This is a genomic window from Streptomyces sp. TP-A0356 (genome assembly GCF_001417775.1).
Taxonomy (GTDB): domain Bacteria; phylum Actinomycetota; class Actinomycetes; order Streptomycetales; family Streptomycetaceae; genus Streptomyces.
This window is the reverse complement of the sequence record NZ_BBZJ01000013.1, coordinates 244,577-260,411: the sequence shown is the minus strand read 5'-3', so window position 1 is coordinate 260,411 and position 15,835 is coordinate 244,577. Positions and strand designations below refer to the sequence as shown.

Genomic DNA, 15,835 nt, shown 5'->3' with positions numbered 1-15,835 from the left:
GATACGGAGGTGGCGTTGTTCAACTGGTGTGAAGGCTTTGTGACTTCCGGAGCCCGCCGCTCCGGCGGTGCCTCAGGCGCTGAACGAGTGGATCGTCGTCGTCCGGTAGGTCTGTCCGGGCCGCAGCACGGTCGACGGGAAGTTCGCGTGGTTGGGCGAGTCCGGGAAGTGCTGGGTCTCCAGGCAGAGGGCGTCGCCCTGGCGGTAGGTGTGGCCGCCGGTGCCGGTCAGGGTGCCGTCGAGGAAGTTGCCCGAGTAGAACTGCAGCCCCGGCTGGTCGGTGGCGATCTTCAGGGTGCGGCCGGAGGACGGGTCGTGCAAGGTCGCGACGTGCTCCGGCCTGCGGGTGATGCCCTTGTCGAGGGCCCAGTTGTGGTCGTAGCCCTTGGCCTGCACCTGCTGCGGGTGGCCCGCCCGGATGTCCCGGCCGATCGCCTTGGCGTGACGGAAGTCGAAGGGCGTGCCGGCGACCTTCGCCAGCTCACCGGTGGGGATCAGGCCCGAGTCGGTGGGCGTGTACCGGGAGGCGGCGATCGTGAGCTCGTGGTCCTCGATCGTGCCGCTGCCCTCGCCGGTGAGGTTCCAGTAGACGTGGCTGGTGAGGTTGACGACGGTGGCCTTGTCGGTGCCGGCCTCGTAGTCGATGCGCCAGTCTCCGTGGCGGGTGAGGGTGTAGGTCACCTTCGCCGTGAGCGTGCCCGGGTAGCCCATCTCTCCGTCGACGCTCGTGTAGTGCAGGTGCAGGCCGACCTCGGAGCCCTGGGTGAAGGGCTCGACGTCCCACACGTGCTTGTCGAAGCCCTTCGCACCGCCGTGCAGGCTGTTCACGCCGTCGTTGACGGAGAGCTGGTGGCTCTTGCCGTCGAGGGTGAACCGCCCCTTGGCGATGCGGTTTCCGTAGCGGCCGATGAGCGCGCCGAAGTACGGGCTCTTGGCGACGTAGGCGTCGAGGTTGTCGAAGCCCAGCGAGACGTTCCGGTGGCGGCCGTGCCGGTCGGGGATCTCCAGGGACTGGACGATTCCGCCGTAGGAGAGGACCTTCAGGCGGGTGCCGCCGTTCTCCAGGGACCAGCGGTGGACCCTGGTGCCGTCGGCGAGCTTGCCGAAGAGTTCCTTCACGGGCCTCCTGCTCCCCGCAGCGCTGCCCGAGGTGCCGTCCGCGGCCTGGGCCGGGCCGGCGGTGCCGACGGTGGCGGCGGCGAGGCCCGCGGCCGCTGCCCCCGCGATGACCGTGCGTCTGCTCATATCCATCTGCGGCTCTCCCCTTCTTCGGGTTCTTCGGGTTCTTCGGTGATGAAGGTCGGGCCCCGCCTTCGTGGCGGGGCCCGAGCTGACTCACGAACCGGACTTGCGCTTGTTCCACACGTCGAAGCCGACCGCCACCAGCAGGGCCAGGCCCTTGATGACCTGCTGCCAGTCGGTGCCGACGCTGAGGAGGTTCATGCCGTTGTTCAGCACGCCGAGGACGAGACCGCCGATGATGGCGCCGAGGATGGTGCCGACACCGCCGCTCATGGACGCGCCACCGATGAACGACGAGGCGATCGCCTCGAGTTCGAAGTTCACGCCCGCCTTCGGCGAGGCCGCGTTCAGGCGGGCGGCGACCACCAGACCCGCCAGGGCCGCGAGCACGCCCATGTTCAGGAAGACCTGGAAGGTGACCCTCTTGTCCTTGACGCCGGACAGCTTGGCCGCGGGCAGATTGCCGCCGATCGCGTAGATGTGGCGGCCGAAGACGGCGTTGCGCATGACGTAGCCGTAGCCGACCACCAGAGCGCCGAGGATGATGAGGACGATCGGCGCGCCCTTGTAGCTGGCGAGCAGCATGGTGAGGACGATGATCGCGCAGACCAGGGCGACGAGCTTCAGCGCGAACAGCCGCCCGGGCAGCACCGTGAGCGCGAACTCCTGCTGCCGGCGCCGGTCCCGTACCTCCTGCCACACCACTGCGGCGATCAGCACGAGGCCGAGGAGCAGCGTGAGGTTGTGGTAGTTGGTGGTCGGGCCGACCTCGGGCAGGAAGCCGTTGCCCATCTTCTGCAGCCCGTCCGGGAACGGGCCGAGGGTCTGCCCCTTGAGCAGGATCTCCGTCAGTCCGCGGAAGAGCAGCATCCCGGCGAGGGTGACGATGAACGACGGTATGCCGAGATACGCGATCAGGAACCCCTGCACCGAGCCCGCCACAGCGCCCACCAGCAGGCACACCACCAGGGCGATGGGCCACGCCACGTGGTGGCTGACCGTCAGCACGGCCGCGAAGGCGCCCACGAACGCCGTCAGCGAGCCGACCGACAGGTCGATGTGGCCCGCGATGATCACCAGCATCATGCCGATCGCGAGGATCAGGATGTAGCTGTTCTGCAGCACCAGGTTGGAGACGTTGCGCGGCAGCAGCAGGTCCCCGCCGGTCCACACCTCGAAGAGGATCACGATCAGGCCGAGCGCGATCAGCATGCCGTACTGCCGCATGTTGCGGCGCAGGCCGTTCACCATCAGCCGGAGCAGGCCCTCGCCCGCGGCCGACCCGCTTCCGCCCGGCGGCGCGGGGGCCGGGGTCCTGGCGGTCACATCCGTGCTCATCGGGTTACCTCTTTGTCCTGTGTGTCCTTCGTCATCCGGCGCATCAGCACTTCCTGCGTGGCCTCGGCCCGCGGAACCTCGCCGGTCAGCCGCCCCGCGGCCATGGTGTAGATGCGGTCGCACATGCCGAGCAGCTCGGGCAGCTCGGAGGAGATGAAGACGACCGCCTTGCCCTGCGCGGCCAGCTGGTCGATGACCGTGTAGATCTCGTACTTGGCGCCCACGTCGATACCGCGGGTCGGCTCGTCGAGGATCAGCACGTCCGGACCCGCGAAGATCCACTTGCTGAGGACGACCTTCTGCTGGTTGCCGCCCGACAGCTTGCCCACCGGCTCGAAGACGGTCGGCGCCTTGATGTTCATCGACTTCCGATAGCCCTCGGCGACCTGCCGCTCCTCGTGCTCGTCGACCACGCCCCGCCTCGCGACCTTCTTCAGGGCGGTCAGCGAGATGTTGCGGTTGATGGTGTCGATGAGGTTGAGGCCGTAGTGCTTGCGGTCCTCCGTGACGTACGCGATGCCGTGTTCGACCGCCTCCGCGACGGTCTTCGTACGGATCTCCCTGCCGTCCTTCAGTACCGTGCCGCCCGCGTAGCGGCCGTAGGTGCGCCCGAAGACACTCATCGCCAGCTCGGTGCGGCCGGCGCCCATCAGCCCCGCGATACCGACGATCTCCCCGCGCCGGACCTGGATCGAGACGTCGTCGACGACCTTGCGCTGCTGGTCGATCGGGTGGTGCACGGTCCAGTTGCGGATCTCCAGCGCCGGAGCCGCGTCCGCCTCGGCCTCGTGCGGGGTGCGCTCGGGGAAGCGGTGGTCGAGGTCACGGCCGACCATGCCGGCGATGATCCGCTCCTCGGTCGTCTCCGGCGCCTTCACGTCGAGCGTCTCGATGGTGCGCCCGTCGCGCAGGATCGTCACCGAGTCGGCGACCCGGCGGATCTCGTTCAGCTTGTGGGAGATGATGATCGAGGTGATGCCCTGGTTCTTCAGCTCCAGGATGAGATCGAGGAGTTTGCCGCTGTCCTCGTCGTTCAGGGCCGCCGTCGGCTCGTCGAGGATGAGCAGCTTCACCGACTTCGACAGCGCCTTCGCGATCTCCACGAGCTGCTGCTTGCCCACGCCGATGTCGGCGACCCGGGTCTCCGGGTGCTCGTCCAGGCCGACGCGGCCGAGCAGCTCGGTGGCGTGCCTGAGGGTGTCGTTCCAGTTGATGAAGCCGCGCGTGGCGTGCTCGTTGCCGAGGAAGATGTTCTCCGCGATGGAGAGGTACGGCACCAGCGCCAGCTCCTGGTGGATGATGACGATGCCGTGGTGCTCGCTCGCCCGGATGTCCTTGAAGTGGCAGACCTCTCCGTCGAAGAGGATCTCACCCTCGTAGGTGCCGTGCGGATGGACGCCGGAGAGCACCTTCATCAAGGTGGACTTCCCGGCGCCGTTCTCCCCGCAGATGGCGTGGACCTCGCCCTGGCGAACCGTCAGCGTGACGTCCGACAGCGCTTTGACACCGGGAAAGGTCTTGACGATCGAGCGCATTTCCAGGACGGGTCCCGCCATGGTCGTGCCTTCCAGTCGGTTGCGGTCGGTGGGATGCGGCGGTTACTTGAGCTGGGCGTCGGTGTAGTAGCCGCCCTTGACCAGCACGTCCTCGTAGTTGGACTTGTCGACGCTCACCGGCTGCAGCAGGTAGGCGGGGACGACCTTCGTGCCGTTGTCGTAGGTCTTGGTGTCGTTGACCTGCGGCGTCTTCTTGTTGAGCACGTCGTCGATCATGGTCGCGGCGACCTCGGCGAGCTTGCGGAGGTCCTTGTAGACGGTCTGCGTCTGCTGACCGGCGATGATCGACTTCACCGAGGCGAGCTCGGCGTCCTGGCCGGTGATGACCGGCAGCGGCTTGCTGCCGGAGCCGTAACCGTCCGACTTCAGCGAGGACAGCACGCCGATGGAGATGCCGTCGTACGGCGACAGGACCGCGTCGACCTTGGCGCTCTTGTACGCGGACGTGAGGACGTCGTCCATGCGCCGCTGCGCGGTGGCGCCGTCCCAGCGCAGGGTGGTGACCTGGTTGAGCGCGGTCTGGCCGGACTTGACGACCAGCTTCTTGCTGTCCATGTACGGCTTCAGGACGCTCATCGCGCCGTTGAAGAAGTACTTGGTGTTGTTGTCGTCGTTGGAGCCGGCGAACAGCTCGACGTTGAACGGCCCCTTGCCGTTCTTCAGGCCGAGCTTGTCGACGATGTAGTTGGCCTGGAGCTCGCCGACCTTCGTGTTGTCGAAGGAGGCGTAGTAGTCGACGTTCTTGGTGCCGAGGATCAGCCGGTCGTAGGAGATGACCGGGATGTTGGCGTCGGCGGCCTGCTGGAGCACGTTGTTCAGGGACTTGTTGTCGATGGCCGCGATGATCAGGCCCTTGACGCCCTGGGTGATCAGGTTCTCGATCTGCGAGACCTGGGTGTCCGGGTTGTCCTCGCCGTAGACCAGCTTGGTCTTGTAGCCCTTGGCCTCCAGGTCCTTGACCACGTTCTTGCCGTCGGAGATCCAGCGCTCGGAGGACTTGGTCGGCATCGCGATGCCGATGGTGCCGCCCTTGGCGGCGCCCTTGTCCTCCTTGCTGCCGCCCGAGCTGTTCTGACCGCAGGCGGTCAGGGTGAGCGCGAGGGAGGCGGTTGCGGCTGTCGCGGCGAGAGCGGCTCTACGAGTGCGCATGGTGATCAGTCCTTGTTCTTCTCGGCGTTGAGAGGGTGCGGTCGGCGGTTCAGGCGCCGGTGGGGAAGCGGTGGAGAGGGCCGGGCAGCCGGGAGCCGAGCGGCGCCATGTCGCCGTCCGCTCCGTGCCGGGCGAGCAGGTCGAGAGCGAGCCGGCCGCGCCGCACCCGCTCCCGGGCGGTGTCCAGGGTCACGTCCCGCAGGTGCGCGCCGTAGGGGTAGATGCCGGGTGCCTTGGACAGGCCGAACTTCAGATACAGCGGTGCGCCGCGCCGGATCAGCTCGGCGACCTCGTACATCCGCACGTACCCGCCGAGGTCGTCGGGGGCCTCGATGTACATGTCCATGGGGGCGGCGGAGACCCGCCGGATCTCGGTGAGGTGATCCAGCGTCAGATCACTGGGCACATTGAGCGAGTCGGCGCCCAGGTGCTCGTAGACGGCGTACGAGGCCGGGTTGACGGGCCCGATCAGTGCGGACACCTTGAGCGTGGTGTCGGCCGGGACGATGCCTGCCTCGCGCGCCCGGTGCAGCGTCCACAGCACACCCTCGTCGGCCACCAGCAGGCACTTGACGCCCAGTTCCGTGGCCCGCAGGGCGTCCTCGACGCAGCCCGCGACGGCGTCGTGGCCCCGCGCCCTGAGACCGGCGCCGCGCGAGTCGGAGCGTACGGAGCCGCCGATGTCCCAGGTGCCGCGCGGGCCGGTGAACAGGCACAGCTCGATGTCCCGCGCGGCGGTGGCCTCGACCATCTCGGTGATCTCGGCGTCGGTCAGCATCCATACGCCGCTGCCCTGGCTGATCCGATGGATCGGCACGTCGAGCCGGGAGGACTCCTTGAGGACCACTGCCAGCGCCTCCGGTCCCTCGCACGAGGGGATCTCGGTGCGCCAGCGGCCGCCTCCGGGGAAGGTGTGCGGCGAGGCGTCGGCGGGGGAGAGGGCGGGCGTGCCCAGGCCGAGCGCGGCGAGCGCCTGCTCACCGGGCCTGCGGGCCGCCGTAGCGGAGTCGGTCACAAGGCGTCCTTCACGTTCGGTATTTCGGACAAGGTTCGCGGCTCAGGGTGTGGAAGGGCTTGGTGGTACGCCGGCACGGAGCTCGTCAGGCAACTCCGTACCGGCGTACGGTTCGAGGGGGTGTCACGGCCGCAGCAGAACCTTTCCGACCTTTGGATCCCCGGCCCCCACCAGCTCGATGGCCTGCGGGAACTCGGCGAGTGGCAGCTCGTGCGTGACCAGCGGCAGCGGATCGAGCAGCCCGGCGCCGAAGACCCGCACCGTGTGCGCCCAGGCGTCCGGCGGCGCCCCGAACACGGTGTGCACCTCCAGCTGCCGCACGACCAGATCGGTGGGGTCGAGGCCGTCCGCGCCCGGTGCCGGGATGCCGGTGAGGACGAGGCGTCCGCCGCGCCTGAGCAGGGAGGCGGCGGTGCGCGCGGCGGACGCGGACCCGGCGGTCTCGATGACGACGTCGAAGTCGGCGGGCAGATCCTGGTCCTTGGTACGGAAGCCGGTGGCGCCGAACCGCCGGGACAGCGCCTCGCGGTCGGTGCGGGTGCCGACCACCAGCAGTTCGGCCGGGGAGAGGGCCTTCAGGAACTGCACGGCGAACATGCCGAGTGTGCCGGTGCCGACGACCGCGACCCGCTCGCCGGGCCGCGCGTTCCCCTTGAGCACGGCCGCCGCGACACAGGCGGCGGGCTCCAGGAGGGCCGCCGCCGTCAGGTCGGCGTCGTCCGCCAGGACGTGCAGCAGCCGGGCCGGGAGCGTGAGGGTGGTGGCCATCGCGCCCGGCTGGGTGAAGCCCGTCTCCTCGTACCCCGAGGTGCACAGGGTCGTCTCGCCCGCGTGACAGCGGTCGCAGACCTGGCAGTTGCGGAAGCCCTCGCCGACGGCCTTGCGGCCGACGAGCGCCTCGGGGACCCCGGCGCCCACCGCCTGCACCGTGCCGGACCACTCGTGGCCGGGGGTGAGCGGGTAGCGCACATAGCCCTCGGGCCGGTTGCCCTGGTAGACCTCGCGGTCGCTGCCGCAGATGCCCACGGCGTGGACCCGCACGAGCGCCTCGCCGGGGCCCGGCGCCACGGCTTCGCGGGGGACCAGACGGTGCGCGCCCGGCGCCTCGATGACGACCGCCGTGCTCACCACGTCTCCTTCGGGCCGCGCCGCCGGGTGCTCACTTCGTCCCTTTCGGCTTGCGCTGCTCCCAGCCCTCGGCCCACAGGTCGAACCGGGCCTGCTGCTGTGGGAACTCGGCCGCCGCGTCGGTGTCCAGCTCGACGCCGAGGCCCGGCGCGTCGGAGAGGTGGAAGTAGCCGTCGACGACCTCCGGCGCGCCCTTGACCACCTTCTTGATCTCCGCGTCCGCGAAGTCGTTGAAGTGCTCCAGGATCTTGAAGTTCGGGGAGGTGAAACCGACCTGGAGGGAGGCGGCGGTGAGGACGGACCCGCCCACGTTGTGCGGCGCGACCAGCATGTAGTGGGTCTCGGCGGTGGCGGCCAGCTTCCGGGTCTCCCAGATGCCGCCGATGTGGCCGACGTCCGGCTGGATGATGTCCACGGCCTGGCTCTCGAAGAGCTCACGGAACTCGATGCGGTCGTGGATGCGCTCGCCGGTGGCGACCGGGAGGTCGACCTTCGCGGCGACCTTCTCCAGCGCCTTGAGGTTCTCCGGCGGCACCGGCTCCTCCAGCCAGGCCGGCTTGAACGGCGCGAGCTCCCGCGCGAGGCGCACGGCGGTGGCGGGGGAGAAGCGGCCGTGCATCTCCAGCATCAGCTCGGCCTCGGGCCCGATGGCGTCGCGCACGGCTTCGATGAGGGAGACCGAGTACAGGGTCTGCTCGTGGTCGAGCTCGAAGTGACCGGTGCCGAACGGGTCGATCTTCAGGGCCTTGTAGCCGCGGGCGATGACCTCCTGGGCGGCCTTGTGGTACGCCTCCGGGGTCCGCTCGGTGGTGTACCACCCGTTGGCGTACGCCTTGACCCTGTCGGTGACCCTGCCGCCGAGGAGCTGCCAGACGGGGACGCCGAGGGCCTTGCCCTTGATGTCCCAGCAGGCCATCTCGACGACCGCGACCCCCGACATGACGATCTCTCCGGCGCGCCCGTAGTCGCCGTACTTCATCCGGCGTACGAGGTCTTCCACGGCGAACGGATCGCTGCCGAGAATGTGGTTGGCCTCTGCCTCCCGCAGATAGCCGATCAGCGCGTCGGTGTGGCCCAGCATCCGGGTCTCGCCGACTCCGGTGATGCCCTCGTCGGTGTGCACCTGGACGTACGTCAGGTTGCGCCACGGCGTCCCGACCACGTGTGTGCTGATTCCGGTGATGCGCACGGCAGTTGCCCCTTGCTGCTTCGTCGGTGCTTCGTCGGCTCAGGCGATGTGTTCGAAATTTCGTCACACGTTCGAAATGCTGGCGTGACAGTAAGGATGGCGCGGCGGGAGTGTCAATGGGTCGAACGCACAACGGTTTCGGCAAAGGTTTCGACACCGTTTCGGGGGTGGCGGTGAACCCTTGGTGAGCAGCACTCGACTCGCCGCACCGGAACGGCCGCTTCCCCACACAACCTTCACAGCAGTGCCTAGGAACGTGACCGATCAGGAACTTAGTCTTCCCGCGTCATGGACTACTGCCACCCGTGCCGAAGGCACCTCAACGGCGCCCTCGCCTGCCCGGGGTGCGGCACACCGGTCGAAGAACCGCGCGCGTACGCCGACCAGAGCGACGTGCGCACCGTCGATGACGGCTTCGGGGATTCCGAGGTCTCCCCGGGTCCCGGCGCATCCGGCGCATCCGGCGCACCCGATGTGGAGGAGTCGTCGTACGCGGACGAGCCCGTACGGCCGGGGCGGGCGCAGAGCCGGCGACGCGCGAACGGACGCGGGGCGTCCGCCGACCGTGACGGCGGGCCCGGGACGCGGGCCGCGCGTCGCGACCGCAAGGCGGCCGCGCACCGCAGGCGCCGGCGGCGGGTGCTGTTCGCGGGGACCGGGCTGTTGCTGGCGGCGGGTGCGCTGAGTCTGGCCGAACTGGGCATCGAGGCGCCGGGATCCGCGCCGAAGGCGGCGAGCGCCGGGGGTGCGACGGCGGACGGGTCGGCCTCCGCCGGGGCGACGGCCGGGACGACCGGTGGCGCCGGGAGCGGGGGTGTCACCGGCGCGACCCGTGTGTCGGCCTCGGCCTCCGCCTCTCCGTCGGCGTCCAAGTCCGCGAAGGACAAGAAGCCCGGCAAGAAGAAGGCCGGGCCCACGCAGTCGGCGACCGCGACGGAGGCTCCCGCGCCCCCGGCACCGGCCCCGACGGAGACGGCCACCACGGCACCGAGCGCGAATCCCGCGCCGACGCACACGGCCCGGCCCCCGGCCCCGTCGCCGACGAAAACGTGCAATCGCTTCCTGTGGTGGTGCACGTAGCGCTCCGCGAGGTGGCGGCCCGTCACGGGGTCCCCGCATGAGCGCGGCCGAGAGTGGGGGAGCTTGGCGGCAAGGCCGTCCCGGCCGATGGGGGATCGGGTGGAGCCCGGGGTGGCGAGCGGCGCCGACGGGGTCACGCCTCCAGCATCCGGCGCAGCAGATCCCGCAGGGACAGCCGTTCGTCGTCGGACAGCCCCGCCAGGGGCTCGCGGGCGAAGTTCAGGGAGTCCCGCAGGCCGCGGGCCACCCGGCGGCCCTCCTCCGTCGCCGCCGCCAGCTTCACCCGGCGGTCCGCCGGGTCCGGGCGGCGTTCCACCAGGCCCCGCGCCTCCAGCCGGTCCACGATCCCGGTGACGTTGGACGGCTCGCACTTCAGCTTCTGCGCCAGCCGCCGCATGGGCAGCGGCTCCAGTGACAGCAGACTCAGCAGCCGTGCCTGCGCGCCGGTCAGCGTGTGCTCGGCCGCGGCCTCCTCGTACTCCTCGTGGTAACGGGCCACGACCGTGCCGATGAGCTCTACGACCTCCAGGGTCAGGGGGTCCATGCGGGGCGTGTTCTGCGTGGCCATGGGATCCAGACTACCCGTTTACTTGACATCCTGAAATATTCAGGAGCATGGTTGTTTCAGGTACTGAAGTATTTGCGCAGCAGCACGTGAGGAAGGCGCCATGACCGACACCCCCACTCTTCCCGCCGTCAGCCGCGAGTGGCACCTGCTCAGCCGCCCGGTGGGCTGGCCCAAGCCCGAGGACTTCGCCCTCGTCGAGGCGGAGGTCCCGCAGCCGGGTGAGGGCCAGGTGCTCGTGCGGAACGAGTACGTCTCCGTCGACCCCTACATGCGCGGCCGGATGAGCGCCGCCAAGTCGTACGTCGCCCCCTTCGAGCTGAACAAGCCGATGCAGGGCGGCGCCGTCGGCGAGGTCGTCGTCTCCAACGCCGAGGGGATCGAGCCCGGCGACCACGTCCTGCACTTCCTCGGCTGGCGCGAGTACGCGGTCGTGGACGCCAGGCACGCCGTCAAGGTCGACCCGGACGCCGCGCCCCTGTCCGCGTACCTGGGCGTCCTGGGCATGACCGGGCTCACCGCCTACGCCGGTCTGCTGCGCACCGCCGCCTTCAAGGAGGGCGACTCCGTCTTCGTGTCGGGCGCCGCGGGGGCCGTCGGCAGCCAGGTCGGGCAGATCGCCAAGCTGAAGGGTGCCTCGCGGGTGATCGGCTCCGCGGGCTCCGACGAGAAGGTCAAGCTCCTGGTCGAGGAGTACGGCTTCGACGCGGCCTTCAACTACAAGAACGGCCCCGTCGCCCAGCAGCTGCGCGAGGCCGCCCCGGACGGCGTCGACGTGTACTTCGACAACGTCGGCGGCGACCACCTGGAGGCCGCCATCGGCTCCCTCAACGAGCGTGGCCGCATCGCCGTCTGCGGCATGATCTCGATCTACAACAACACCGAGCCCGCCCCGGGTCCCAGGAACCTCGCCCGGCTCATCCAGACCCGTGGCCGTATCGAGGGCTTCCTGGTCGGTGACCACTACGACCTGCAGCCGCAGTTCGTCGAGGAGGTCGGCGCCTGGGTCCGCTCCGGCGAGCTGAAGTACCGCGAGACCGTCGTCGAGGGCATCGAGAACAACCTGGAGGCGTTCTTCGGGGTCCTGCGCGGCGACAACGTGGGGAAGATGGTCGTCAAGCTCTGAACATCACCGTGACGCACGCCTGACGTGCGTCGTTGCGTACGACGGAGGCCGCATCCTTGGACGTGGGGTGCGGCCTTCGGCGTCGCCGTGAGCGGCGGTCGCCGACATGGCCTCGCGGTGACGGATGGGTGAACGGCCCGTCCACCGTGGGCCGGAGAGGGCATGCTGGAGGCGGCTGCCTCGGCCCGTTCGAGGCCCTGTGACGCTTCGTGCGAGGCGAGGAGGGCTCCATGTCCCCGATACCGTCGCTCCCCAGCAGGGACGACATGGTGCGCATGGCGCGCAGCACCACCGAGATCGCCGGCCAACTCCTGGACACGGCAGGGAACATCACGAGGATCGCCGTCAACACGCTCGACCCGCGGGACGGGTCCGGCGCCGAGGCGCTGCGCGTACTGCGGCAGACCACGGCGGACCTGGCGGAGGCGAGCGCGTCACCGCAGGCGCAGGAGGCGTTCTACCGGATCGTCGACACGCTGACCCGCCTCGGCACGACCGGTGCACCGCTGGCGGTGCACCCGGTGAGCGAACCCGCCCAGGCGCTGCTGGCCGCGCTCGGCGACGGTCTGCTGCCGGTGCTCGACGCGGTGGAACCGGCGGTGGAGGAGGTCGCGGCGGTCCTGGGGGAGCTGGTGGAGGCCACCTCGCCGTTGCTGCCCACGGCGGCGGGGCTGGTGGCGGGCACGCTCCTCGCCCTGACGCCGCTGATCCGGGCCGCGGCGGAGGTGCTGCGGGACTCGGCGCCCGAACTCGGGCGTATCGCCGACGCGTTGACGGCGGCGCTGGCGCCCCTGATGCCGCTCCAGGTGGGCCTTGTGGAACGTGCGGCGGCAGCGGGAGCGACGGTGGCCCGGGCGGCCCTGCCGCCCCTGGCCGACCTCACGGAAGCGGCGGCGGCCACGACGCAGGCGGCCCGGCCGGTGCTGCTGGCGGGCGAGGAGATCCTGGTGGCGACCCTGGAGCAGATCCAGCCCCTGCTCCTGGCCTCCGCGTCCCGGGCGGGCCGCCTCGCGCGAGCGACGGCGGTACGGGTGTCGGCGGCGGTCAGCCCGGCGGCGGACCAGGGGGTCGTGGTGGCCGTGACACCGGCGTGACGGTGCGGCGCAGCGGCACCGTAAAGTTTTCCCCATGCGTGATCTCGGGGCGGGATTCGGTCATCTGCTCAAGGGCCAGCGATGGGTGGCCCGGCACGGCAAGCAGTACCGCTTCGGGCTGCTCCCGGGGTTGATCACCCTCGTCCTGTACGCCGCGGCGCTCATGGCCCTCGCCCTGTGGGGCGCGGATCTCGTCACCTGGGCCACCCCCTTCGCCGACACCTGGCCGAGCCCCTGGCCCGGCCTCTTCCGCGGCTTCCTGACCGCCGTCCTCTTCGCCCTCGCCCTCCTTCTCGCCGTCCTCACCTTCACCGCCGTCACACTCCTCGTCGGCCAGCCCTTCTACGAGAGCCTCTCGGAGGACGTGGACCGCGACGTCTCCCCGGACGGCACGGCCCCCCGGTCACAGTTGCCCCTCCACCGCGAGCTGTGGATCTCGGCCCGCGAGGGCCTGCGCGTCCTGGTCCGTGCGACGCTCTGGGGCGTCCTCCTCTTCGCGCTCGGCTTCCTCCCGTTCGTCGGCCAGACCGTGGTCCCGGTGCTCGGCTTCTTCGTCACGGGCTTCTTCCTCACCGAAGAACTCACGGCCGTGGCCCTGCAGCGCCGTGGCGTCGAACTCCGCGAGCGCCTCGCCCTGCTGCGCTCCCGCAAACTGCTGGTCTGGGGCTTCGGCACGCCCCTCGGCCTGGCCTTCCTGGTCCCCTTCGTCGCCGTCTTCCTGATGCCGGGCGCGGTCGCGGGCGCCACCCTGCTGGCCCGGGACCTGTTGGAGGAGGAGACCGGCGAGGACTCGTACGAGGAGCACGAGCAGGTCAGCCACCCCTGACGGCCGTCGCCCGCGCCCCGAACGCCACCGTCACGATCGCCCGCACCTGCGCGATGATGTCCAGCCGGTTCCGTACGAACTGGGGGTCGGTGATCGCCCCGGTCGCCGGATCGGTGTTCCCGGGCCCGAACTGCAGGACGGGCGTGTGCACATGCCCTCCCGGCAGCGTGTCGCGCAGCCCGAGCCGGTCCCGCAGCAGGGTCGCCCGGTAGGCGATCTCGTTGGAGAGGTAGTTGCCGCCGCCCCCGGCCCGGGCCGTCGACCCCGGGGTCGGTCCGTCCGGCCGTACCACGGGATCGGTGCCGGACGCCGGGATCTCCGTCACCTCCGTGTGGTCGTACACGGGGAAGCGCCCGGTGTCCGCGGCCACGATCGCCCGGTGAGGGAGGGTCGTCGAGGTCCACTGCGGCTGCGTGGCCGGGTCGCCGACCGGGATGGTCCCGGTCCGGCCGATGTTGTCGTTGTCGGGGTAGCCGCCCCGCCAGGCCCCGTTGGTCCGCTCGATGTCGAAGCGGCCGACCCGTCCCTGGCTCACCGTCGCGAAGAGGTCCACGCGCGGCAGCTGTCGCCGCAGCGCGCGCTCGACGGTTCCGTCGGCGAAGTCCTGCCAGCGCACCGGGAAGACGAGGGTCTCGATGCGCGCCGGACCGTCCGCCGTCTCGATCGTGGTGCCGTCGAGCGCGAGCGCCGTGGCCCCCGACGGGTTGGAGATCCGTATGTCCCGGTCCAGTGTGAACGGGTCGAACCCGGTGACCAGGATCCGCTTCACACCGTTGCCGCGGGGACGGCGGACGGCGTCCTGTCCGCGCGAGGTCACCTCCAGCTGGGACAGCAGCCCCGCCCGTTGGGCGTCGGACAGCCCGAACTCCGGCTCCCAGGCCCGCAGCTGCCGGGTCATCCCCAGGCGCGCCCAGTACAGCGGCCGGTCGTCGTCCCGGCTGAGGTCGCCGCCCGCAGGCCCCCGTCCCTGGGCCCGGTCGACGGCCCGTCGCCACAGCCGGGACCCCTCCCGGGCGACGACACGCCGGGCCTGGTCGTACGAGCCGGTCCTCGCCAGCGCGCGGGCGAACCGCGGTGCCACGGAGTCGAATCCGGAGCGCTCCAGGATCTCCTGTGGCACGGCCCGGTCGAGCCGCTGCTCCTCGACGGTCACGACGGGGGCCGACCGCGCCGTCGCGGTCTGCGGGGCCGCGAGCCCCGCCAACAGGGTCAGTCCCAGGATGCCTATGCGAACGCGTATGGAATTCAAGGGAGTTCAGGTCCTTCCGCCGCGGTGGGGAGCGTGGTGCCGGACGGCGGCAGTATGGCGTGACGGAAGGGACGCGGGCCATGGTGCGTGGCTCAGGAGGGCCCCGGAGGCGCCGCCGCGCCGTCGGCATCCGGGACGCGAAGACGGGCGCGTGGTCGTATGTGAAGGGTTCGTACGGGATCCAGGCGAGCCGCTCGATCGCGGGCCGCCGGGGCACGGCGACGATTAACGTCGGAGCCGGGACGAGTTCCCCCCTCGAACAGCCCCGGTCCGGGACCTGACGACCGGACCGGGGCTCGTCCCCGTCAGCGCACCGAGAAGCCGTAGATCGTCTCCGAGCGGTACACCTCGCCCGGCCGCAGCTGGGTGCTCGGGAACTCCGGGCGGTTCGGGGAGTCCGGGAAGCGCTGTGTCTCCAGGGCGATCCCGTCGCCCGGGGCGAACGGGTCGGCGAGGTGGTCCGCGGTGTAGAGCTGGATCCCGGGCTCGGTCGTCGCCACGGTCAGAACCCGCCCGGACGCCGGATCGCGCAGCACCGCGACCTCGACCGGGGCCTCGGTCACGCCCTTGTCGAGCACGTAGCTGTGGTCGTAGCCGGAACCGACCTTCCGCTCCGCCCGGAAGTCGAAGCGCGTGCCGTCCACCTCGCCGAACGCCCCGGTCGGGATCAGGTCGCCGTCCACCGGAGTGAACCGGGAGGCGGCGATCCGCAGTTCGTGCCCGCCCGCGTTCCCCGCGCCGGCCAGGTTCCAGTACGAGTGGTTCGTCAGGTTCACCACGGTCGGCGCGTCCGTGACCGCCTCGTACGCGATGCCGAGCGCGCCGTCCGCGTCGAGGGTGTACGTGACCGACACATCGAGACGGCCCGGGAAGCCCTCCTCGCCGTGCGGGCTCACCCGGGACAGCCGTACGCCGTGCTCGACCGGCTCCACGTCCCACACCCGCTTGTCGAAGCCCCGCGCGCCACCGTGCAGCGAGTTCGGCCCGTTGTTCGGTTCGAGCGCATAGATCCGGCCGTCGAGCGGGAAGCGGGCGCCCGCGATGCGGTTGGCGTACCGCCCGACCAGCGCTCCCAGGTACGGCTCCGGATGGCGCAGATAGCCGTCCAGGCCGGGGAAGCCCAGCACCACGTCCGCCGGGCGGCCGTCCCGGTCCGGGACCTCGGCCGACTGCACGATCCCGCCGTACGACAGAACGCGCACCCGCACCCCGCCCCGCTGCAGCGTCCAGCGGTACACCGGTGCGCCGTCGGGAAGCGTGCCGAACAGTTCGCCCATG

14 protein-coding genes are annotated in these 15,835 nt (G+C 70.5%); 4 read left to right on the top strand and 10 right to left on the bottom strand.

What is annotated here, in order from left to right:
• Positions 1-72 precede the first annotated feature (72 nt).
• The 7 genes from ASC56_RS04525 to ASC56_RS04495 form a co-directional block, all read right to left on the bottom strand.
• The gene (locus ASC56_RS04525) at positions 73-1,251 is read right to left on the bottom strand and encodes an aldose epimerase family protein (RefSeq protein WP_055489872.1); all 1,179 of its coding nucleotides are present in this window, start codon (positions 1,249-1,251) and stop codon (positions 73-75) included.
• Between the two features lie 84 nt (positions 1,252-1,335).
• Positions 1,336-2,580 (bottom strand): multiple monosaccharide ABC transporter permease, encoded by a 1,245-nt coding sequence (mmsB, locus tag ASC56_RS04520; protein ID WP_055489871.1) that lies wholly within the window; start codon positions 2,578-2,580, stop codon positions 1,336-1,338.
• Positions 2,577-4,136, bottom strand: a complete 1,560-nt coding sequence (mmsA, locus tag ASC56_RS04515) for a multiple monosaccharide ABC transporter ATP-binding protein (RefSeq protein ID WP_055489870.1) — start codon at positions 4,134-4,136, stop codon at positions 2,577-2,579. Before mmsA ends, mmsB begins: the two co-directional genes overlap by 4 nt.
• 42 nt (positions 4,137-4,178) lie before the next feature.
• Positions 4,179-5,285, bottom strand: a complete 1,107-nt coding sequence (chvE, locus tag ASC56_RS04510; RefSeq protein ID WP_055489869.1) for a multiple monosaccharide ABC transporter substrate-binding protein — start codon at positions 5,283-5,285, stop codon at positions 4,179-4,181.
• A gap of 49 nt (positions 5,286-5,334) precedes the next feature.
• Entirely contained in the window at positions 5,335-6,300 is a 966-nt protein-coding gene (locus ASC56_RS04505; protein ID WP_055489868.1) for a hypothetical protein, read from the bottom strand.
• Positions 6,301-6,423: 123 nt separating this feature from the next.
• Entirely contained in the window at positions 6,424-7,428 is a 1,005-nt protein-coding gene (locus ASC56_RS04500; RefSeq protein WP_055489867.1) for a zinc-binding dehydrogenase, read from the bottom strand.
• 31 nt (positions 7,429-7,459) lie between these two features.
• A complete protein-coding gene (locus tag ASC56_RS04495; protein ID WP_055489866.1) occupies positions 7,460-8,617 on the bottom strand; it encodes a mandelate racemase/muconate lactonizing enzyme family protein in 1,158 nt (385 codons plus the stop codon).
• Positions 8,618-8,905: 288 nt separating this feature from the next.
• Between ASC56_RS04495 and ASC56_RS41065 the strand changes: the two genes are divergently transcribed.
• Positions 8,906-9,697, top strand: coding sequence for a hypothetical protein (locus tag ASC56_RS41065; RefSeq protein WP_055489865.1), 792 nt, complete (start codon positions 8,906-8,908; stop codon positions 9,695-9,697).
• Between the two features lie 133 nt (positions 9,698-9,830).
• Here ASC56_RS41065 and ASC56_RS04485 read toward each other — a convergent pair whose 3' ends face one another.
• Positions 9,831-10,265, bottom strand: a complete 435-nt coding sequence (locus ASC56_RS04485; RefSeq protein WP_055489864.1) for a MarR family winged helix-turn-helix transcriptional regulator — start codon at positions 10,263-10,265, stop codon at positions 9,831-9,833.
• Positions 10,266-10,365: 100 nt separating this feature from the next.
• On the opposite strand from ASC56_RS04485, the gene ASC56_RS04480 reads away from it, so the two are divergent.
• The 3 genes from ASC56_RS04480 to ASC56_RS04470 all read left to right on the top strand — a co-directional run bounded on the left by ASC56_RS04480 (position 10,366) and on the right by ASC56_RS04470 (position 13,308).
• Positions 10,366-11,388 (top strand): NADP-dependent oxidoreductase, encoded by a 1,023-nt coding sequence (locus tag ASC56_RS04480; RefSeq protein WP_055489863.1) that lies wholly within the window; start codon positions 10,366-10,368, stop codon positions 11,386-11,388.
• A gap of 230 nt (positions 11,389-11,618) precedes the next feature.
• Positions 11,619-12,482: a hypothetical protein gene (locus ASC56_RS04475; RefSeq protein WP_055489862.1), complete on the top strand. Its 864-nt coding sequence runs from the start codon at positions 11,619-11,621 to the stop codon at positions 12,480-12,482.
• 34 nt (positions 12,483-12,516) lie between these two features.
• Entirely contained in the window at positions 12,517-13,308 is a 792-nt protein-coding gene (locus tag ASC56_RS04470) for an EI24 domain-containing protein (RefSeq protein ID WP_055489861.1), read from the top strand.
• Here the strand turns inward: ASC56_RS04470 and ASC56_RS04465 are convergent.
• Together ASC56_RS04465 and ASC56_RS04460 are read right to left on the bottom strand one after the other, a co-directional pair.
• Positions 13,295-14,557 carry a hypothetical protein gene (locus ASC56_RS04465; protein ID WP_055489860.1) on the bottom strand — a complete coding sequence of 421 codons (1,263 nt, stop codon included), beginning with the start codon at positions 14,555-14,557 and terminating at the stop codon, positions 13,295-13,297. The two genes, ASC56_RS04470 and ASC56_RS04465, sit on opposite strands and share 14 nt — an antisense overlap.
• A gap of 305 nt (positions 14,558-14,862) precedes the next feature.
• Entirely contained in the window at positions 14,863-15,834 is a 972-nt protein-coding gene (locus tag ASC56_RS04460) for an aldose epimerase family protein (protein WP_055489859.1), read from the bottom strand.
• Position 15,835 lies beyond the last annotated feature (1 nt).